Genomic DNA, 18496 nt, shown 5'->3' with positions numbered 1-18496 from the left:
CGCTGTGACCAGGACCTGGGACGAGTTCGCCGCGTCGGTCTTCGACCGGATCCCGCCGGCACTGCTGCTCCTGCTGCTGCTCGTGGCGGCCGGGGTGATCGGTTCGCTCTGGTACTGGTTCCCGCGGTGGGTGCCGCGGCGCTGGCCCCGGATCCGGTTGCCGAGGCTGAGGAAGCGCCCGAAACGGCAGCGCAGAGCGAAGAAGGCCAAGAAGGAGAAGAAGGCGCCCGAGGTCGTACCGGCGGTCCCCGAGCCCGCGTTCGAGCCGTCCGTGGTGCTGCCGGACGGGATGCTGCTCGCCGACCGCCTGGCCGCGGAGGGCCGGTTCGCGGAGGCGATCCGGCAGCGGCTGCGCGACGTGGTCGGCGACCTGACGGTGGCCGGGGTGATCAATCCGCTGCCGGGGGCGACCGCGGCCGAGGTCGCCGCCGACGCGGCCGGCCAGCGGCCCGCGCTGTCGCAGCCGCTGGGCGACGCCACCGAGCTGTTCTCCCAGGTCTGGTACGCCGATCGCCCGGCGCAGCGGGTCCAGGACGAGCACATGCGCACGCTGACCGGCGAGGTCCGTACCAGGATGACCGACGGGGGTACGCGATGAGGAACCCCCGCCGCCTGCGCATGATCACCCCGTTCGCGGTCGTCCTGGGGCTGGTCACGCTGACCGTGACCGCGCACCTCGTGCAGCAGCCGGACCCGTACGAATCGAGTTTCCTGTCCCCCACCAGCGACGCGGGCGACGGCGCGCGCCTGCTCGCCGAGCAGCTCGTCCAGCGGGGTGTCCAGGTGGACGTGCGGGCCGGCACCGCCGAGGCGCTCGACGCGATCGGCCAGGGCGACCCGGTGACGCTGTTCGTGACCACCCCGGAGCTCGTGCACCCGATGTACCTGCGGATGCTCACCACGTTGCCGGCGCGGGTCAGCGTGGTCATGGTCGCGCCGGGCCAGGACGAGCTCGACAACGCCGGGGTCGACGTGACCGTGGGCGGGCCCCGCTGGACCGCCGCGGCCCCGGAGGCCGGGTGTGCGGAGGAGTTCGCGGAATCCGGCCCGATGGCGTCGCTGCGCTGGCGGTATTCGGTGCCCGGGGACGAGCCGGTCCGTTGCTACGACAGCAGCGTGGTGCGGTTCCGTCCCGCGCTGACCTCGGACCTGACGCTGGTCGGCGCGTCCGACCCGTTCCGCAACGACCGGGCCGGCGAGCACAGCAACCAGGCCGGTGCCGTCGCTCTGCTGGGCCGCGACTCCCGGGTGATCTGGGTCGACCTGCACGAACGTGAGCAGCTGCCGCCCGAGCCGTCGGAGCCGCCCCGGGAACCGAACCCGACGGTGGAACCGGACGAGACACCGGATCCGGAGCAGACCGGCGAACCGTGGGACGACGGCGAGCCGCGCGACACCGAGCCGGGTGAGGGCACCCAGGCCGGCGACGGCGAGGGCGGCGACAGCGAAAGTCCGCTGGCCCAGGCCTTCCCGCCGGCCGTGTGGGCGACGTTGCTGCTGCTCGCGCTCGCCGGGATCGCCCTGGCGCTGGCGTCGGCGCGGCGGCTCGGCACCCCGGTCGCGGAACCGTTGCCGGCCCAGGTCCGGGCCGCGGAGACCGTACGCGGGCTGGGTGGTCTGTATCGGCGGGCCCGGGCGCGCGGCACCTCGCTGGCCACCGTGCAGGCGGCCGCGCGGGCTCGTCTGCTCGAGCATTTCGGGCTGCCGCCGGACACGGAGATCGACGAGCTCGCCGTACGGGTGGCCGCGCGGACCGGGCTGCCGGAGAACGAGGTACGGCACACGCTCGGCGGCGGCGTCGAGGACAGCGACGAGGAACTGGCCCGTGCGGCGAGCGGGGTACAGCGTCTGGTGAAGTGGGTCACCGGCACCGAACGAGGGGAATCGACGTGACGTCTGCGGTACCGATGGAGGCCCTCGCGGCCCGGGAGGCGCTGCAGCGTCTGCGGGCGGAGGTGGCCAAGGCGGTCATCGGCCAGGACGCGGTGGTCGGCGGCGTGATCATCGCGCTGCTCTGCGGCGGCCACGTGTTGCTCGAGGGCGTGCCCGGGGTGGCCAAGACCCTGCTGGTGCGGGCACTGGCGGCGTCGCTGGACCTGGAGACCAAGCGGGTCCAGTTCACCCCGGACCTCATGCCCGGCGACGTGACCGGCTCGCTGATCTACGACGCCCGGACCGCCGCGTTCAACTTCCGGGCCGGGCCGCTGTTCACGAACCTGCTGCTCGCCGACGAGATCAACCGCACGCCGCCGAAGACGCAGGCGGCCTTGCTGGAGGCCATGGAGGAACGCACGGTCAGCACCGACGGCGAGACCCGCCGGCTGCCGGAGCCGTTCATCGTGGTCGCGACCCAGAACCCCATCGAGTACGAGGGGACGTACCCGCTGCCCGAGGCGCAGCTGGACCGGTTCCTGCTCAAGCTCGCGGTGCCGCTGCCGGAACGCACCGAGGAGCTCGGTGTGCTCCGCGCGCACCACCAGGGCTTCGACCCGCGCGACCTCAAGGCCGCCGGGGTGGGCCCGGTCGCCACCGCGGCCGACCTGGCCGCGGGCCGGGCGGCGGTGCGCCGGGTCGCCGCCACCGAACCGGTCCTGGAGTACGTCGTGGACCTGTGCCGGGCCACCCGGGTCTCCCCCGCGCTTGAGCTGGGCGCCTCGCCCCGGGGCAGCACCGCCCTGCTGGCGGTCGCGAAGGCGCGGGCCTGGCTCAGCGGCCGCGAATACGTCATCCCGGACGACGTGAAGGCGTTCGCCATCCCCGTGCTGCGCCACCGGGTGCGGCTGCGCGCGGAGGCCGAGCTGGACGGCGTCACCACCGACTCGGTGCTGCGTTCCGTGCTCGGCGCCGTGCCGGCGCCCCGCTGAGCCGGCCATGATCACCAGGCGTTTCGCGCTGCTGCTGGCGCTGGGGATACCCCTGCCGGCGCTGCTGCCGTCGCCGTGGCTGCTGACCGCCGCGGTGCTGGCCCTGGCGGTCGGCGCGGCGGTGCTCGACGTGCTGGTCGCGGCGCCGCTGACCGCGGTGACGCTGCGCCGCGAGGGTGCGGAGACGGTCTGGCTGGGCGGCACCGCGATCACCACGCTGACCGTCGGCAACACCGCGGGCCGGCCGATCTGGTTACGGTTGCGGGACCGGTGGGTGCCCTCGGCCGGTGCGGACGGCGCCGAACACCGCCTCAGCCTGCTGGCCGGGGAGGAACAGCAGCTCACCACGACACTCACCCCGACCCGGCACGGCGACCGGTCGGCGGTACGGATCACCATGCGCTCGTACGGGCCCCTGGGGCTGGCCTACCGTCAACGGCGGCAGCGGTGGTACGACCAGGTCACCCCGAAGTGGACGCTCCGGGTGCTGCCCCGCTTCCCGTCCCGGCGGCTGCTCCCCGAGAAGCTGGCCAAGCTGCGGGTCTTCGACGGCGCCGTGGTCACCCGGGGACGCGGGCAGGGCACCGAGTTCGACGTGCTGCGCGAGTACGTGGTCGGCGACGATGTCCGGTCGATCGACTGGCGGGCATCGGCGCGTACCCATGATGTGATGGTCCGGACCTGGCGCCCGGAACGCGACCGGCGCGTGGTCTGCGTGCTGGACACCGGTCGCACCTCGGCGGCGCGGATCGGCGACGAACCCCGCCTCGACGCGGCGATCGACGCGGCGCTGCTGCTCGCGGTGCTGGCCTCCAAGGCCGACGACCGGGTGGACCTGCTGGCCGTGGATTCCCAGGTCCGGGCGCGGGTCGAGGGCGGCGGGCACCGCACCAGACTGCCCCGCCTGATCAGCGGCATGGCGTCACTGGAACCGCGGCTGGTCGAGACGGACTTCGGCCCGGCCGCCGCCGACCTGCTGCGCCGAGGCCACAAACGGGCGCTGGTGGTGATCTTCTCGGCGCTGGACGCGGCCCCGATCGTCGAGGGCCTGCTGCCCATGCTGGCCCGGCTGACCACCCGGCACCGGGTGGTGCTGGCCAGCGTCCGTGACCCGGAGACGGCCCGGCTGGCCGAACTGCCGGAGCTGGGCGCGACCGCGGACGACGTACACCTGGCGGCGGCCGCGGAGCTGGCGCTGGCCGAACGCGGGCGGGTGCGGGCCTTGCTGGAACAGCAGGGTGTGATCGTCGTCGACGAGCCCCGGGAGAACTTCGCGTCGCAGGTATCGGACGTCTATCTGCGGCTCAAAGCCGCCGGTAGGTTGTGAACAGGTCGTAGTCCTTGGACGGCCCACCCGCGTGCCACTGCTCGGTGTAGGAATCCGGCCCGGAGACCCGCCCCCGCACGGTGTAGAGATCCGCCCCGCACAAATGGTCGGCATCCCATTTCCGGTCGCTCAGATCAAGCACATAAAACGGACGACCATCCCCGAAATGTACGGCCACCGCGTACCCGGACGCCGCGCGATAGATCAGGCGGCGTGACGCGGGTCCACGATGGGCACCGAAACTCAGCTCGCCGTCCTCGTGGTAGCTCAGCTCGTCGCCGGACCACGCAAAGCTCGCCTTTCCGGCAAAAACCCCGGACTGTCCCGAGCGATGATCACTGATCTCCCGGTGCACCGACCACTCACCGTGCAGGAATCGCATCGGTGTGAGATCGGCGACGGTTTCCGGCCCGTCGGCTTGATAACTTCCACTCACCACCGCCCACCCCTTCACGGAGGCCCCCATGTCGCAGGCAGCCACGCTACCCCGGCCGCGCACCCCCGTCCTGGCCGACCTGATCCCCGGCGCGCTCGCGCGCGACATCCTGCTCGTGGCCGGCGGTGCCGGTTTCATCGGCCTGCTCGCCCAGGTCGCGATCCTGATCCCGGGCACACCGGTCCCGATCACCGGGCAGACCCTCGGGGTCCTGCTGATCGGTGCGGCCTTCGGCATGCGCCGGGCCGCGGCCACCGTCGCCGTCTACGCCGCCGTCGGCATCGCGGGCGTCCCGTGGTTCGCCCACGGTGGCAGCGGCTACGCGTCGGCGTCCTTCGGATACATCATCGGCTTCCTGGTGGCGGCCACCGCCGCCGGCTGGCTGGCCGAGCGCGGCGCGGACCGCACGATCCTCAAGTCGCTCCCGGCGATGCTCACCGCCGAGGTCCTCATCTACGCGTTCGGCCTGCCGTGGCTGGCCGTCGCCACCGGCCTCTCGTTCTCGGAGACCATCTTGCAGGGCCTGGTCCCGTTCCTGCTCGGCGACGCGGTCAAGGCGGCCCTGGCGGCGGGCCTGCTCCCGGTGGCCTGGGCCCTCACCGGCCGCCGGGAGTAAGGCCCGGTCCCGCTCCGGTCCCGGCCGGAGCGGGCTCCCCGCGCAGGAAGGCACCAACCGGACAAAATTGTTTTGGGCTGGGCCGCTTCGTAGGCTTTCGGCTAGTTAACCACCATTCAGATCTCGGTAGAGCGGACATTAAGCCCAGAATTCCGTAACTGCGGATCGCAGATAGCGGTGTGCGGACGGCTGTCTCACGAATGCCTATTGCTGTCGGCGCATGTCACCCCTGACCATGAACTCTTGGATGGGTCACGGGAGGCAGCCATGACAGTCAACTTCAAGGCTCCGGGACAGAGCGGCTGGATCGTCTTCTACGACGGGCCGGGCATCACCGTCACGAGCTGGTACGTGCAGAACTCCGTCGGCCGTTATCCGGCCGGCATGCCGGCCGGCGCGCGCCGGGTCCACGTGCGCACCCACCCCGCCCGCACGGTCGCGCTCGTCGCGGGCGCCGCCGCGCTGGCCCTGGCCGCACTCGTGCGGCCCACGACCCTGCCGGCCGCCCTGTTGCTGGCCGCCCTGGGCGTCACCGCCGGGCTGGTGATCGACAAGCGGCGCAGCCCCCGGCGGATGGAGCTCTGGGTCACCTACCGCGGCGGCGAGGTCGAGCTGTTCAGCGGCGCCGACCGTCGCGAGTTCGAACAGGTCCGCCGCGCGGTCATCCGGGCCCTCGAGATCAACCGCGACCCGTTAGCCGGCTGACATCGCCGTCCGGACCGTGCTGATCAGCTCCAGGGCGGCGTCGCCGGTCAGCGCGGCGGCGAGCAGGTCGGCCGTGATGTCGCGGTAGAGCGCGGTCATCTCGGGATCCAGGCTCAGGTCGTCGGTGGCCGCCGCCGCCTCCACGAAGAGCACGTCGGGATCCCCCGTCCCGGCGAACTCGAGCAGCTCGTAGGTGCCGGCCAGACCCGGGTGCTGGGTGAGGTCCAAGGGCGCGACCGCGATCGTGTAGACCGGATCCTCAGCCAGGGCGAGCAGGTGGCCGAGCTGGGCCGCCATGACCGCCGGGCCGCCGATCGGGCGCCGCAGGATCGACTCGTCGAGGACGACGACAATGCGCGGCGGATGGGGCTGCGTGAGCCGTTCCCGGAACGCGCGCTGGCGGTCGAGACGCAATTCCACCCGGGTCGTCACATCGGGGTGGTTCTGGGCCTGACGAATGGACAACGCGGTGACCGCGCGCGCGTACTCGGGGGTCTGGAGCAGCCCAGGGACGAACAGAACCTGCCAGATGTTGATGGTCGAGGCCTCGTTCTCATAGGCCACGAATCGCTGATAGTCGCCGTTGAGCCGATGCCGGCTGTACCACTGCCGGGTCCGTGACCGGCGGGCCAGACTGGTGAGCTCGGCCATCTCCTCCTCGTCGCCCCGGCCGTAGAGGGCGAGCAGCGCGCGCACCTCGATCGGCTGGATGGTGACGTCGCCCTTCTCGATGCGGCTCAGCTTGGACGGCGACCAGTCCATCCGCCGGGCCACGGCATCGGTGGCCAGGCCACTGAGGTCGCGCAACTCCCGCAGGCGCAGCCGGAGCCGCTCGCGCGCCACCGTCGGGCCGACCGGCGCCGGGTGCGGGCCACGGTCAGCCACGGCCCGCCCTCCCCCGGTGTTGATCTGCAATACGCAAACGGCAGAACTCCATCTGCGGGATTCTAGCGGAGAATCGCTTAATTCAGTGTCCATGATGGAAAAGAAAGGCATTCCGCACCGCTGCGTACGACCGGATCGCGGGTATTGTGAATTGATGACCGACCGGAGTGAGCTTTTGTGGTGGAAGAGCACCCGCAGCGCCAGCGGCGCCTGTGACGAGGTCGCAGTCGAGGCCGGCAGCGTGCTGATGCGCGATTCCAAGGACCCGGACGGGCCGGTGCTGACATTCGACCTGGCCACGTTCCGCGCATTCGTGGCCGGCGTCAAACAGTCCTGACTCAGAGCCCCGCGGCGATCCGCTCGAGCCACTGCGACGCCTTCTCGCTGGCCTCGGCCGACGCCAGCAGCGCCTCGACGTCCGCGCGCAACCGGCCGGCCTCGGCCGGGTCGGTCACCAGCCGGTCGCCGTCGGCGTCCTCACGGAAAGCGGCCTGCGGCACCCCGTCGCGGACGAAGACCTCGAACGTCCCCCCGGCCCCGGGCCCCTCCGCGGAGACCATCGCGATCCGCACGGACGGATAGCCGGCGATCACCTCGAGGAGATGCTCGACCTGCTCCCGGATCGTCGCGGGCGCCACGGCCGGGCGGCGCAACGCGGCCTCGTGCAGCACCACCGCCAGCGCCGGCGGCCGCTCCCCCTCGAGCCGGGCCTGGAACCCGGCCCGCCGCCGCATCCGCAGCGCCACCCGCTTGCCGAGCTCCGGATCACCGGCGGCCAGCCCGGTGGTCTCGCCGACGACCGCAGCCGCGTACCGCTCGGTCTGCAGCACGCCAGGGACGAAAAACGGCTGGCGCTGCAGGATCTGCGTGGCCTCTCGCTCCAGCGTCAGGAGCTGCGCGTACGGGCCCGAGACCCAGTTGGGAACCACCATGCGAATACCTCCGCCGCTCTCTCCTGCAGCCTAGGAGGACTGCCAAGTGCAATCTGCGATTCGCAGATAATACTGACACGGCACCCTAACGGGTTCGACTGAAGAGTCAGACCCGACACGGTTCTGAACTCTCCTCCGCACAGCGCATGCCATCTGCCGCCCAGCCCCCGTTATTCCCGACGACGTGGCGCACGACGATCGGGGGGGCCGATGACGATCCATGCCGAAGCTCACCGGGACGACATCCAGTTGGGCCTGTTCAGCGGCATCGGCGGCATGGTCGCCTTGGTACTCGCCGTCATTCCGGCGCCCATGCCGCTGATCACGCTCACCGTGGGCGGCCTCGTCTGCGCCGTCAGTCTGATCGCGGTCGTCCAGGGGCCGACTGCGGCAGGCCTCACCTCAGCCGCTGGCCTGGCGGGTCTGGCGACATCCGTGGTCGCGATGATGATCACGGGGGTGTTCATCGTGACGGCACCGGAAACCCCGGAGGTCGTGTCGCCGGGCCCCACCGTCACCGATCTGCCGTGGACTGCCGAGCCGCCGCGCACGGCCGAGCCACCCACCGTGGTCACCATCAGCCCGCTCACGACAACCGCCACGTCGACCGCGGCCAGCGGCAAGGACGCCGGCGGCGAGGTGGTCACCTTCGCCGCGGAAAACATGATCGACGGTGATGCCACCACCGCGTGGCGAGCTCCGGGTGCTGCGGTAGGTGAGGAGATCACGTTCTCCTTCCCACAACGGGTTCACATCACCTCCGTCGCGATGATTCCCGGATACGCGAAGATCGACTCCCTGTCAGGTATCAACCGTTTCGAGGAGAATCGACGGGTCACACAGGCTCAGTTCGATTTCGACGCCGCGAGCTACGAATGGACCTACGCTGACCTGGCCGAGCCACAGGCCAATGACGTCGACGCGGAGGTGTTGGTGGTGCAGATGACCATCCTGGCATCGAGCCGGAAGACAAACCGGGACTTCACCGCCGTATCGGAAGTCGTATTCTCCGGATGGGTCGTCGACTGACATGGCGCACTCCGAGAGGCAGGACGACGACCACGCGACCGAGTCGACCCGGCTGCTGTGCGCGGCGGCCTATCTGGACAGCAAGTTCGCCGACTCGGTGGTCCAGCAGTTGCGCGACGAGACCCGGGCCGTCGCTCCGCACTACGGTGTGGATCTTGTGCCCGTGGTCCGGCACTGCCTGGCCTCGGCCGGCCGGCGCACCAGACGCGACATCGTCCTGAGTCTGCTCCTGGGTGCCGCGATCGTTGCCGCATGGTCCGGGATGCCCCTGCTCGCGGCGGCCGGCCGACTGCTGGCACTGGCCTGGGCGGTGGTGCTCGTTCTCGCCTGCCTCGATCGGTTCCAGGTACTCCCGCAGTTCCACCGAGATCGTTTCGCCGCGTCCTCGGCACCCGAACCGTCTGCGAGCGATGCCCGCAGGCTCGGCGAGATGAGCCGCCTGGCCCAGGGAAACGTGACGGTCTACAGCGACTTCTCACCGTTCGCCGGGTCCGGCGTCAAGGGCGAGAGCTGGTCCTTCATCACCGACCTCAGCCAGGGCACGCCCGCTCCCGAGGGAACGCGGATCCCGGAGACGTTCACCGTCGAGGCCCTTTACCGCTCGGTTACCGCGGAGATCCTCGATCTGCGCATCCCCGCACTGACGGTCGAAAACCGGCTCTTCGTCAACGGCACGGACGCGCGGGATCAGCGATGGCTGTTCCCGCGCAACTGCTCGCGGCCGGAGACTCAGGTTCCCAGCGATCGCCTGGCCGGATTCATGGGCGCCCCGACGCACCAGGTCCGGCATTACCTGGCTGTGCGGGTGGCGGACTGGCGCGGCGAGATGGTGGTGACGCTGTTCGTCCGCTTCGTCATCTCCGGCGACCATCTCTTCTCCGAGGCCGCCTACTGCGTCGTCCCGCCGCTGCGGGACAGCTTCCGGACGGTGGACCGCATGGTCTCGTGGCCAGGCTTCCGGTCCTCGCTGACCGTCATCATGGAAAGCCTCGTCGCGACTGTTCCGAACCTCGTCCTCGCGCCGGGGCGAGTAGCCCGGCTCATTGCCTCGAACTCGCTACCGGAGTCCACCGGATCTCATACCTCAGCCGACTACGGTGCGCCGCCGAGCATCCGCGAACAAGGCATGGCCGGGGCGTTCCGGCACTACTTCCAGCGGGTCGACCACGACATGCACACGAAGCTCATCGAGCGGCGTGTCCTGGAGGCACTCAACGCCTTCCTCGAGAGACACCACATCGACACGAGAAGCACCCGTCAGCAACAGGTGACCATCATCAACAGCGGCGTGATGATGTCCGGCGGCACCGTCAACGCCGAAAGCGTGGCCGTGGGAGCGGGGGCCCGAACGGTCCGTACCGTCCGCTCCTTCATAAAGGAGAACCAGAAGGAGAAGGCATGACCGAGCCCGTACCCAACCATGGTGTGATCATGAGCGGCGACGCCACGGTCAACGCCGGTGCGTTCGCCGTCGGCAGGGACCCACACGCGACGAACAGCGTCGTCCAGGAGACCTCGGCCGATCCCGTTCATGCTGAGGTGTCACAACGGTTGGCCGAGTTGATCGAGCTGATCCGGGCACATACCGCGGAACTGCCGAACAGCGGGGAACTGCTCGGCGCCACCGGCACGATCGCCCAGGAACTCAGCCGCGAGAAGCCCAACGCTTTCACCGTGACCGCGCTGCTGAGCGCGCTGGCCGCAGGTGTCCGTCCGGTCGGTGAGGTGGCCGCGGCGGTCAAGGAGCTGACGGAGGCGGCACAGGGACTGTTCTGACGGTGGCGCCGGGATCAGGCCGTCGGCACTTCGGCGACGGTGTGTTCGGGGGCCAGGTCGGTGGTCTCGCCGCGGTGGTGGGCGGCGGAGCCGACGCCGAGGGCGTAGGTCAGGAAGGCGACCCAGACCAGGAAGCCGACGCCGATCCGGACGGCGTCCGGGAGGCCGGACGGGGTCAGGTAGGCCTCCAGCAGGCCGGCGACGAACAGCATCACGACCAGGCCGAGCGCGACCAGCATGCCCGCCCGGGCCCGGTCGGCCAGCGCCCGGCCGCGGGTGCGGTGCGGGCCCGGGGCGATCCAGGCCCACCCTGTCCGCAGCCCTACGCCGGCCGCCACGAAGATGGAGGTCAGCTCCAGGAAGCCGTGCGGCAGGATGTAGGTGAAGAAGGTGTCGCCGTGGCCCGAGTAGATCATCAGACCGCCGGCCAGTCCTAGGCCGAGCATGTTCTCCCACAGGACGTAGAAGACCGGCAGGATGAGCACGCCTGAGGCCAGACATTGGCCGGCGATCATGGCGTTGTTCGTCCAGACCTGGGCCGCGAAGTTCTGCGACTGGAACTCGCTGTAGTAGTCGACGAAGTCGTCGCTGGCGTATGTGCTGCTCAGCACGCCCGGCGAGAACGATTCTATGAGATCCGGGCGGCCGGAGAAATAGACGATCAGCACGCCGACGACCAGGACGTTGAGCACCATGGTGGTGAGCCACCAGCGGCGTGCGCGGTACAGCTCCAGGGGCAGGGTCGTGGTGAAGAAGCGGATCACCGGCTGCCAGGAGAACCGGCGGCCCCCGGTCACCGCCGATCGGGCCGCGAGCACCAGCTGGGACAGGAACGCGAGCAGGATCGGGTCCGGTGAGTGGCTGCGCACCACAGACAGGTGGGTGGCCGCCCGCTGGTAGAGCAGCACCAGCTCATCGGCTTCGTGTGCGTCGAGGCGCCGGCGTCGGGTCAGGGCCTCGAGGCGGTTCCACTCGCCGCGCCGCTCACTGACATACGCGTCCAGGTCCACCGGCGCAGCGTAACGGGCGCCGATCGGGTTAACTACCCGCATGACCGTGGTGGTGCCCGCTGGGGAACAGCTAGTCAACGGCGAGGCGGTGGAGGTCGACGTCCGGCATGCCCGGGTCGGCTCCCGGGGGCTGGCGCTGCTGGTCGACATGGTGGTGCAGGTCGGGCTGGGCCTGACGTTCTTCCTGGTGACCGGCGCGATCGCGGGCACGGTGCTGAACAGTTACACCGACGAGGCGCTCATCCAGGCGCTGGCGACCGTGGCCGTGGTGGTGGCCTTCATCGCGTACCCGACGGTTTCGGAGACCCTGACCAATGGTCGCAGCCTGGGCAAACGGGTGATGGGGTTGCGGGTGGTGCGGGAGGACGGCGGGCCGATCCGGCTGCGGCACGCGCTGACCCGCAGCCTGGTCGGGGTCGCCGTGGAGTGGCCGGGGCTGCTGTTCCCGCCGTTCACGTGGGCGGTGGCGCTGGCCACGATGATCGCCTCGCCGCAGGGCCGCCGGCTCGGGGACCTGGCCGCCGGGACGTTCGTGGTGCACGAGCGGACCCCGGTGCCGTGGGGGTGGGTGCCGGCGATGCCGCCGCATCTCGGGCCCTGGGCGACCCAGCTGGACCTGACGCACCTCGACGACGATCTTGCCCTGGCCGCGCGGCATTTCCTGGCCCGGGTACGCGACATCCGGGAGCCGATGAACGCGCGGCTCGCACACAGCCTGGCCGCGGAGGTGACCGCCCGGATCGCCCGGACGGCACCGCCCGGGGTGCCGCCGTGGATGTTCCTCAGCGCGGTCCTGGCCGAGCGCCGCCGCCGGGCCGGCGAGCAGGTGCACACCACCCGCGCGCTGACCCAGCGGATCTGGCCCGGTTTCGGCCGTCCGGAGTGGCCGGCCAACGGCCCGACCTGGGATCCGCCGGTCAGCCACCCGCCCCTTCTCGGTGTCGCGAAGGAGCGCCAGGACCGGTCATAGCCGCGCCGGGGTGGCGATGCCGAGCAGGTCGAGGCCACGCCGCAGGGTGCGCCCGGTCACCAGACAGAGCGTCAACCTGCTTTCGCGTACGCCGTCCGGGGCCTTGAGTACCGGGCACCTCTCGTAGAACGTGCTGAACAGGGCCGCGAGCCCGTGCAGGTAGCCGGCCAGCCGGTGGAAGTCGAGTGTCTCCGCCACGGTGTGCACCACCGGCTCGAACGCGAGGAGTTCCAGCGCGAGGGCCCGTTCGGCCGGCTCGCCGATCGCCACCGTGGGGGTGAAGGTCCCGGCCTTGTCGAGCAGGGAGCTGATCCGCGCATATGCGTATTGCAGATAGGGGCCGGTGTTGCCGGTCAGGGCGAGCATCCGGTCCCAGTCGAACACGTAGTCGCCGCGCCGGTCGGCGCTCAGGTCGGCGTACTTGAGCGCCCCGACGCCGATGGCCGCGGCCACGGCCGGGTCGGGGTTCAGGGCGGCGGGCCGGGCCTCGGCTTCATCGAGCAGGGCGTCGAGGGAGATCCCGCCCCCGGCCCGGCTGCGGAACATCTTGCCGTCCGCGCCGAGCACCGAGCCGAACGCAATGTGCTCGGCGCTGACCGCGTCGTGCAACCAGCCGGCGGCCCGGGCCACGGCGAACACCATCGCGAAGTGGGTCTGTTGCGGGGCTCCGACGACGTACAGGAGCCGGGTCGCGCCGAGGGTCCCGGTGCGATGCCGCAACGCCGCGAGGTCCGTGGCCGCGTACCCGAATCCGCCGTCGCTCTTGCGCACGATCAGCGGGAGCGGACCGCCGTCGCGGCCGGTGAAGCCGGCCGGGAACGCGCAGAGCGCACCATCGCTGTCGACCAGCAGGCCCTTCGCCGTCAGCTCGTCGACCACGGATCCGAGCAGGTCGTGATAGCCGCTCTCCCCGGCGAAGTCACCCTCGGTGAGGGTCACCCCCAGCCTACGGTACGCGGTGAGCAGCTGTTGCTTCGTCCCGTCGACCAGCCGCCGCCACAGCTCGAGCGTCTCGGCGTCGCCGGCCTGCATCTTGACGACCCGCAGCCGGGCCCGGTCCCGGAACGCCTCGTCGGCCGCGAACCGGGCCCGGGCCTCGGGGTACGTGCCGTCCGGCACCTCCAGGACGTGTTCGATGAGCATGCCGAACGACGTGCCCCAGTCGCCGAGGTGGTTGGCGCGCACGACGTCGTGCCCGAGCCACTCCAGGATCCGCGCGGCCGCGTCGCCGATGACGGTCGAGCGCAGGTGCCCGACGGTCAGTTCCTTGGCGGCGTTGGGCCCGGAGTAGTCCACCAGCACGGTCCGTGGCTGTGGCGCCGGCGCGACCCCGAGCCGATCATCGGCCACGAGCGCGGTGAGCGCGGCGGCGATCAGCTCGTCGGTGACGGTGAGGTTGACGAAGCCCGGCCCGGACACCTCGGCGGTGGCCACCCCGGTGAGGTCGACGCCGGCGATGGCCTCGGCGGCGATCTCCCGCGGCGGCTGGCCCAGCTCACGGGCCAGTGCCAGCGCCGCCCCGGACTGGAAGTCGGCGTGCGGGGAGCGGCGCACGGCGGGCTCGGGGAAGGCCGCGGCCAGCCGGGTGGTGAGCAGTTCTTCGAGATTCATGGTGGGACCCGTCGACGATACGAGGGGCGGGACCCACGGGAGTCACCTGCGACACCGGCGGGTAACCCGCCGGTGGAGGACGTGCGTCAGCTCAGCCGGAGGGAGATGATCCGGCGTCGCTCCTGACTGATGCTGGGCACGGCGAGATTCTAGCGCGAAATTCACGGCCGGAGCGAGGACAATCGCCGGGGTGAAGAAGCTGATCAATGCCGCCGACGATGTGGTCGGCGAAGCCCTGGACGGTCTCACCCTCACCAGCGCCGGCATCGCCCGGCTCGCCGGATCCACCACCGTGGTCCGTTCCGACATCGACAAGGTACGCGCCGCGGGCCAGGTGGCCCTGCTCTCCGGCGGCGGCGCCGGACACGAACCGGCCCACGCCGGGTACGTCGGCCCGGGCATGCTGACCGGTGCGGTCGCCGGCGAGGTGTTCACCTCCCCGTCGGTGGACGCGGTGCTCGACGGGATCCGCGCGGTCGCCTCCCCCGGCGGGGTGCTGCTGATCGTCAAGAACTACACCGGCGACCGGCTCAACTTCGGCCTCGCCGCGGAGCTGGCCCGCACCGAGGGCATCGAGATCGAGACCGTGGTGGTCGCCGACGACGTCGCGCTCGCCGAGGCCTCCGGCACCGGCCGCCGCGGCATCGCCGGCACGGTCCTGGTGCACAAGGTCGCCGGCGCCGCGGCCGCCGCCGGGCTCCCCCTGGCCGAGGTGGCCCGGCTGGCCCGCCGCACGGCCGGCACGGTTGGCTCGATGGGGATCGCGCTGAGCGCCTGCACGGTCCCGGCGGCCGGGCAGCCCGGGTTCCTGCTGGGCGCGGACGAGGCCGAGTGGGGTCTGGGCATCCACGGCGAACCCGGCGTGGAACGCGCGACGCTGCCACCCGCCGCGGACGTGGCCGGCCGGCTCGTCGCCACCATCGCCGACGACCGGGGCATCACCGCCGGCGACCAGGTCGCGGTGCTGGTCAACGGGCTGGGCTCGACACCGCCCATGGAGCTGTCCATCGTCGCCGACGCGGCCGTACGGGACCTGCGCAAACGGGGCGTGACCGCGTCCCGGGTGTGGGCCGGGACGTTCCTGTCCGCGCTGGACATGGCCGGGGTGTCGATCAGCCTGCTCCCGGTCGACGAGGAGTTGCTGGGCCTGCTGGACGCGGCGACCACGGCGCCGGGCTGGCCGCGTACGGTATCCGGTCCTGAGGGTGCGGTCCGGCCCGCACCGCCCGCCGCGCCGGCCGTGACGGGCACGCTGACGCCCGCGGACCCGCTGCGCCGCGCGTTGGAGGCGGTGGCCGAGACGCTCATCGCGCACCGCGACGAACTGACCGCGATGGACCGCGAGGTCGGCGACGGTGACCTCGGCATCAGCCTCGCGCGGGGTGCGGCCGCGATCCTCGCCGAGGGGCCGGAATACCCCGGCGAGCAGGGGCCGGCCGCGGTGTTGCGAGCTGCTTCAGCGACGGTACGACGCAGTGTCGGTGGCACCTCGGGCCCGCTCTACGCCATCCTGCTCCTGCGCGCCGCGGCCGCCCTGGAGGCAGCTGGACCGACGGCCTGGGCAGCGGCGTTGCGGGCGGGGACCGACGGCATCCGCGAGGTGGGCGGCGCCGAGGTGGGCGACCGCACGATGGTCGACGCCCTGGCCCCGGCGGCGGACGCGTTGACCTCGGGAGCGGACCTGACCGCGGCGATCGGGGCGGCCCGCGCCGGCACCGAGCGGATCGCGTCGATCACCGCCCGTCTGGGCCGCTCCAGCTACCTGGGCGAACGCGTGATCGGCCACCCCGACCCGGGCGCCCACGCGGTCGTCCTGTGGCTCGAGGCCGTGGCACGGGCAGTCGGATGACCCCGGAACCGTCCGCCGGCTGGGGTCCGGCGAGTCCGGGCGTCCTGGTGCTGCCCTCCGGACGCCGGGTCCGGGGCCGAGGGCTCCGGCATCCGCTGCCGAGTGGGCCGGCACCCCAGTTCGGGGTCTATCTCCTGGGCCGGCCCCCGCCCGGCTTCGGCTGGGAGAGCCGGTGGGCACGCTGGCCGGACTTCCTGCTCCCGGTTGACCGCCGGCAGGCCACGGAACTGCTGCTCGAGGTCTGGAAACGGTCCGCCACCGAGCGGGTCGAGGTCGCCTGCTGGGGCGGGCAGGGCCGGACCGGTACGGCGCTGGCCTGCCTAGCCGTGCTCGACGGCGTACCGGCTCGCGAAGCCGTCGAATACGTCCGGGCGCATTACCACCGGCGTGCAGTGGAAACGCCCTGGCAGCGTCGTTATGTTCGGATGTTCCCGTCGGTCAGGGCGGTCACGTAGCGTTCGACCCGGGTGGCGAGGGCCGGGTCACCGATCATCATCTGCAGACCGGCCTGATCGTCCGTACGGTTCTGTACGCGGGCCGGAAGCGTGATCGGGTCGGTGGCCGGGCCCAGACCGCTGACCTCGACGATCTGACCGCTGTTGAGACGGGTGCCGGGTGGCAGGGTCACCCGCAACCCGTTGCGGCTGATGTTGACCAGGAGCGCGTCGATCACCCCGGAGCTGTCCGCCGGGTTCAGGTGGACGGTGCCGGTCGTGGCGACCCGTTCCTCCAGGCGGCGTTCCAGCTGGGCGGCGAGGCCGGACATGAGGTCGACCTCCTCGATGGTCCGCGCCATCCGGCTGGTCAACCGGTCCACCACGCTGCCCTGCTCGACGGCGACCTCGCGCAGCGCGACGGCGGCGGCGCCGACCCCGGCGATCCCGGTGACCATGGCCGCGATCGTGGTGGAGACCTGGTCGGTGTCGCGGGTCAGCTCGGCGATGGTGGCGGCGATCTGATCGGTGGACTCGGAGGTGCGGGTGGCCAGCTCCTTGACCTCGTCGGCGACCACGGTGAAGCCGAGGCCGAGCTCGCCGGCCCGGGCCGCCTCGATGGTCGCGTTGAGGGCCAGCAGCCGGGTCTGCCCGGCGATGCCGTTGACGAGGGCGGCCGTTGCCGCCACCCGGTCCAGGCTCTGCTGGAGCGACCCGATGACCTGCTCCGCGCGGCGGGCGTGGTCGGTCACCACCGAGGTCGCCGCCTCGGCGGCGGAGATCCGGGCGCCGATGGTGGCGGCGGCATCCCGAACGTCGGCGACCTGGTCGGTGACCAGGCGCAGCTCCCCGGCGATCCCGGTCGCGGACTCGTCGATGATCACCTGGGCGCGGTCACGGAGCCGTCGTTCGGCCTGGTTCTGGTGCCGGAAGCTGATCCTGGTCTCCTCGTCCCGGGCGGCCTGTCCACGGGTGAGCTCCCGCTCCTGGTCGCGCATCCGGGTACGGGCGGCGGCGAGGGCCCGGCCGATGTCGCCGACCTCGTCGCGGCTGGCGGGCAGCGGCCGGTCGCTCAGGTCACCGTCGGCGATCGCGGTGACCCCCCGGACGGCAAGCGCGACGTCATGGCGGGTCCGCCACATCACCGCGGCCGCGAACCAGGCCGCCACGGCGAAGCCGCCGAGCGTGATGCTCAGGACGACAAGGCGTTCCCGGGCGAAACCGTCGATCCGGGTACGCAGCAGGTCGTCGAGCACGGCCGCCAGCGGAAGGACCGCCTCGCTCAGGGCGGTGGCGGCCGCGGTGACATCGGCCGGTCCCGGATCGGAGAGGGTCTCGGTGAGCCCGGTGGCCAGGGCCGCGACCGCGGTGGCGGCCTCGTTCACCGCGCCGAGCCGGGTGTCGAGGCTGTTCATGGCGGTGCTGGCCGTCGCGGTGCGCACGTCGTACCCGAGGCTGTCGGCGGCGGAGGAGAGCTCACCGGCCCGGACCGCCTGGTCCGCGACCGCGCCGGTGCCGTCCGAGGCGTCCGACGCGGCGACCTTGGCCGCGGCGGCCAGAGCCTTGGGCAACTGCACGATCTGCGCGTCCATCACGTAGAAGGAGTCCAGATCGGGGTCGAGGATCAGGTTCGAGGTGTTACCGGCGTGGGTGACCAGCTCGGCCAGCGCGGTCGCGAGTGCAAGCCGTTCGGTGGGGGTGCTGACCGGTTCCGGGAGGGCCGAGACCGCGTCGCCGAGGCCCAGCCCGGGATGGGCGGCCGCCGCGGAACGGACGGCCGTCAGGTCGGGCCGGTCGCCGCCGACCGTCGCCGCCAGCGCCAGCAGCGTGGGACGGACCACCTCGAGGCCGTCCCGTTCACTGGCGCTGAACGCGATCTTGTTCTGCATCTCCCGGACGTACCCGTACGAGGCCGTCACACCGGGGATCATCAGCACCAGGACGAGCACGCCGAGCCGGGTGCTGGTCCGCATCAGATCGGCTACGGCCAGCACCGGTCGTAGCGGCCGTGGCGTCGGCATAGATCTGATTTCACCATGCCGGACGACACCG

At 71.6% G+C, this 18496-nt stretch carries 19 protein-coding genes; 13 read left to right on the top strand and 6 right to left on the bottom strand.

Going from position 1 to position 18496, the window contains the following annotated elements; genetic code table 11:
* Positions 1-4 precede the first annotated feature (4 nt).
* From ACIA6A_RS13305 to ACIA6A_RS13290, 4 genes are read left to right on the top strand one after another with little or no spacing between them, the layout of a single operon-like run.
* Positions 5-598, top strand: coding sequence for a DUF4129 domain-containing protein (locus tag ACIA6A_RS13305; protein WP_396097814.1), 594 nt, complete (start codon positions 5-7; stop codon positions 596-598).
* A complete protein-coding gene (locus ACIA6A_RS13300; protein WP_396097813.1) occupies positions 595-1893 on the top strand; it encodes a DUF4350 domain-containing protein in 1299 nt (432 codons plus the stop codon). The genes ACIA6A_RS13305 and ACIA6A_RS13300 overlap by 4 nt, the downstream gene beginning before the upstream one ends.
* 14 nt (positions 1894-1907) lie before the next feature.
* On the top strand, positions 1908-2864 hold the full coding sequence (locus ACIA6A_RS13295; protein ID WP_396098534.1) for an AAA family ATPase: 957 nt from the start codon (positions 1908-1910) through the stop codon (positions 2862-2864).
* 7 nt (positions 2865-2871) lie between these two features.
* Entirely contained in the window at positions 2872-4191 is a 1320-nt protein-coding gene (locus ACIA6A_RS13290) for a DUF58 domain-containing protein (protein ID WP_396097812.1), read from the top strand.
* Here ACIA6A_RS13290 and ACIA6A_RS13285 read toward each other — a convergent pair.
* The gene (locus tag ACIA6A_RS13285) at positions 4169-4672 is read right to left on the bottom strand and encodes a DUF6314 family protein (protein ID WP_396097811.1); all 504 of its coding nucleotides are present in this window, start codon (positions 4670-4672) and stop codon (positions 4169-4171) included. The genes ACIA6A_RS13290 and ACIA6A_RS13285 overlap by 23 nt on opposite strands.
* Between ACIA6A_RS13285 and ACIA6A_RS13280 the strand changes: the two genes are divergently transcribed.
* Both ACIA6A_RS13280 and ACIA6A_RS13275 read left to right on the top strand, forming a co-directional pair.
* A complete protein-coding gene (locus tag ACIA6A_RS13280) occupies positions 4656-5243 on the top strand; it encodes a biotin transporter BioY (protein WP_396097810.1) in 588 nt (195 codons plus the stop codon). The genes ACIA6A_RS13285 and ACIA6A_RS13280 overlap by 17 nt on opposite strands.
* Before the next feature lie 267 nt (positions 5244-5510).
* Complete coding sequence (locus tag ACIA6A_RS13275; RefSeq protein WP_396097809.1) at positions 5511-5948, top strand: DUF6232 family protein; 438 nt, start codon at positions 5511-5513, stop codon at positions 5946-5948.
* On the opposite strand, the gene ACIA6A_RS13270 is transcribed toward ACIA6A_RS13275, so the two are convergent.
* Positions 5937-6833 (bottom strand): helix-turn-helix domain-containing protein, encoded by an 897-nt coding sequence (locus ACIA6A_RS13270; protein ID WP_396097808.1) that lies wholly within the window; start codon positions 6831-6833, stop codon positions 5937-5939. The two genes, ACIA6A_RS13275 and ACIA6A_RS13270, sit on opposite strands and share 12 nt — an antisense overlap.
* Before the next feature lie 154 nt (positions 6834-6987).
* Here ACIA6A_RS13270 and ACIA6A_RS13265 point away from each other — a divergent pair, with 154 nt between their 5' ends.
* Complete coding sequence (locus ACIA6A_RS13265; RefSeq protein WP_396097807.1) at positions 6988-7170, top strand: DUF397 domain-containing protein; 183 nt, start codon at positions 6988-6990, stop codon at positions 7168-7170.
* 1 nt (position 7171) lies between these two features.
* On the opposite strand, the gene ACIA6A_RS13260 is transcribed toward ACIA6A_RS13265, so the two are convergent.
* Positions 7172-7765, bottom strand: coding sequence for a DUF5753 domain-containing protein (locus tag ACIA6A_RS13260; RefSeq protein ID WP_396097806.1), 594 nt, complete (start codon positions 7763-7765; stop codon positions 7172-7174).
* A 210-nt stretch (positions 7766-7975) separates the two neighbouring features.
* Here ACIA6A_RS13260 and ACIA6A_RS13255 point away from each other — a divergent pair, with 210 nt between their 5' ends.
* Genes ACIA6A_RS13255 through ACIA6A_RS13245 form a run of 3 tightly spaced genes read left to right on the top strand, consistent with a single transcriptional unit; the run spans position 7976 to position 10570 of the window.
* Positions 7976-8794 carry an NADase-type glycan-binding domain-containing protein gene (locus tag ACIA6A_RS13255; protein WP_396097805.1) on the top strand — a complete coding sequence of 273 codons (819 nt, stop codon included), beginning with the start codon at positions 7976-7978 and terminating at the stop codon, positions 8792-8794.
* A 1-nt stretch (position 8795) separates the two neighbouring features.
* Positions 8796-10196 carry a hypothetical protein gene (locus ACIA6A_RS13250; protein WP_396097804.1) on the top strand — a complete coding sequence of 467 codons (1401 nt, stop codon included), beginning with the start codon at positions 8796-8798 and terminating at the stop codon, positions 10194-10196.
* On the top strand, positions 10193-10570 hold the full coding sequence (locus tag ACIA6A_RS13245) for a hypothetical protein (protein WP_396097803.1): 378 nt from the start codon (positions 10193-10195) through the stop codon (positions 10568-10570). The genes ACIA6A_RS13250 and ACIA6A_RS13245 overlap by 4 nt, the downstream gene beginning before the upstream one ends.
* Before the next feature lie 14 nt (positions 10571-10584).
* Here the strand turns inward: ACIA6A_RS13245 and ACIA6A_RS13240 are convergent, their stop codons facing one another.
* Positions 10585-11580, bottom strand: a complete 996-nt coding sequence (locus ACIA6A_RS13240; protein WP_396097802.1) for a stage II sporulation protein M — start codon at positions 11578-11580, stop codon at positions 10585-10587.
* Between the two features lie 40 nt (positions 11581-11620).
* On the opposite strand from ACIA6A_RS13240, the gene ACIA6A_RS13235 reads away from it, so the two are divergent.
* Entirely contained in the window at positions 11621-12550 is a 930-nt protein-coding gene (locus tag ACIA6A_RS13235) for an RDD family protein (RefSeq protein ID WP_396097801.1), read from the top strand.
* Here the strand turns inward: ACIA6A_RS13235 and argS are convergent.
* A complete protein-coding gene (gene argS / locus ACIA6A_RS13230; RefSeq protein WP_396097800.1) occupies positions 12545-14161 on the bottom strand; it encodes an arginine--tRNA ligase in 1617 nt (538 codons plus the stop codon). The genes ACIA6A_RS13235 and argS overlap by 6 nt on opposite strands.
* 190 nt (positions 14162-14351) lie before the next feature.
* Between argS and dhaL the strand changes: the two genes are divergently transcribed.
* Both dhaL and ACIA6A_RS13220 read left to right on the top strand, forming a co-directional pair.
* Entirely contained in the window at positions 14352-16010 is a 1659-nt protein-coding gene (gene dhaL / locus ACIA6A_RS13225) for a dihydroxyacetone kinase subunit DhaL (RefSeq protein ID WP_396097799.1), read from the top strand.
* Positions 16007-16465, top strand: a complete 459-nt coding sequence (locus ACIA6A_RS13220; RefSeq protein WP_396097798.1) for a protein-tyrosine phosphatase family protein — start codon at positions 16007-16009, stop codon at positions 16463-16465. The genes dhaL and ACIA6A_RS13220 overlap by 4 nt, the downstream gene beginning before the upstream one ends.
* Here the strand turns inward: ACIA6A_RS13220 and ACIA6A_RS13215 are convergent.
* Entirely contained in the window at positions 16426-18465 is a 2040-nt protein-coding gene (locus ACIA6A_RS13215) for a methyl-accepting chemotaxis protein (protein WP_396097797.1), read from the bottom strand. The genes ACIA6A_RS13220 and ACIA6A_RS13215 overlap by 40 nt on opposite strands.
* Positions 18466-18496: the final 31 nt, after the last annotated feature.

It is taken from the genome of Actinoplanes sp. NPDC051494, from assembly GCF_044454705.1.
In the GTDB taxonomy this organism is placed as follows: Bacteria; Actinomycetota; Actinomycetes; order Mycobacteriales; family Micromonosporaceae; genus Actinoplanes.
Note: the sequence above shows the minus strand (reverse complement) of the source record. Positions and strands in the feature narration are given on the sequence as shown.

Coding starts and splice junctions, on each gene's coding strand:
- ACIA6A_RS13220 (WP_396097798.1), top strand. CDS start 16,007: ATGACCCCGGAACCGTCCGCCGGCTGGGGTCCGGCGAGTCCGGGCGTC.
- ACIA6A_RS13250 (WP_396097804.1), top strand. CDS start 8,796: ATGGCGCACTCCGAGAGGCAGGACGACGACCACGCGACCGAGTCGACC.
- ACIA6A_RS13290 (WP_396097812.1), top strand. CDS start 2,872: ATGATCACCAGGCGTTTCGCGCTGCTGCTGGCGCTGGGGATACCCCTG.
- ACIA6A_RS13295 (WP_396098534.1), top strand. CDS start 1,908: ATGGAGGCCCTCGCGGCCCGGGAGGCGCTGCAGCGTCTGCGGGCGGAG.
- ACIA6A_RS13265 (WP_396097807.1), top strand. CDS start 6,988: ATGACCGACCGGAGTGAGCTTTTGTGGTGGAAGAGCACCCGCAGCGCC.
- ACIA6A_RS13260 (WP_396097806.1), bottom strand. CDS start 7,765: ATGGTGGTTCCCAACTGGGTCTCGGGCCCGTACGCGCAGCTCCTGACG.
- ACIA6A_RS13215 (WP_396097797.1), bottom strand. CDS start 18,465: ATGCCGACGCCACGGCCGCTACGACCGGTGCTGGCCGTAGCCGATCTG.
- ACIA6A_RS13275 (WP_396097809.1), top strand. CDS start 5,511: ATGACAGTCAACTTCAAGGCTCCGGGACAGAGCGGCTGGATCGTCTTC.
- ACIA6A_RS13300 (WP_396097813.1), top strand. CDS start 595: ATGAGGAACCCCCGCCGCCTGCGCATGATCACCCCGTTCGCGGTCGTC.
- ACIA6A_RS13235 (WP_396097801.1), top strand. CDS start 11,621: ATGACCGTGGTGGTGCCCGCTGGGGAACAGCTAGTCAACGGCGAGGCG.
- ACIA6A_RS13255 (WP_396097805.1), top strand. CDS start 7,976: ATGACGATCCATGCCGAAGCTCACCGGGACGACATCCAGTTGGGCCTG.
- ACIA6A_RS13245 (WP_396097803.1), top strand. CDS start 10,193: ATGACCGAGCCCGTACCCAACCATGGTGTGATCATGAGCGGCGACGCC.
- ACIA6A_RS13280 (WP_396097810.1), top strand. CDS start 4,656: ATGTCGCAGGCAGCCACGCTACCCCGGCCGCGCACCCCCGTCCTGGCC.
- argS (WP_396097800.1), bottom strand. CDS start 14,161: ATGAATCTCGAAGAACTGCTCACCACCCGGCTGGCCGCGGCCTTCCCC.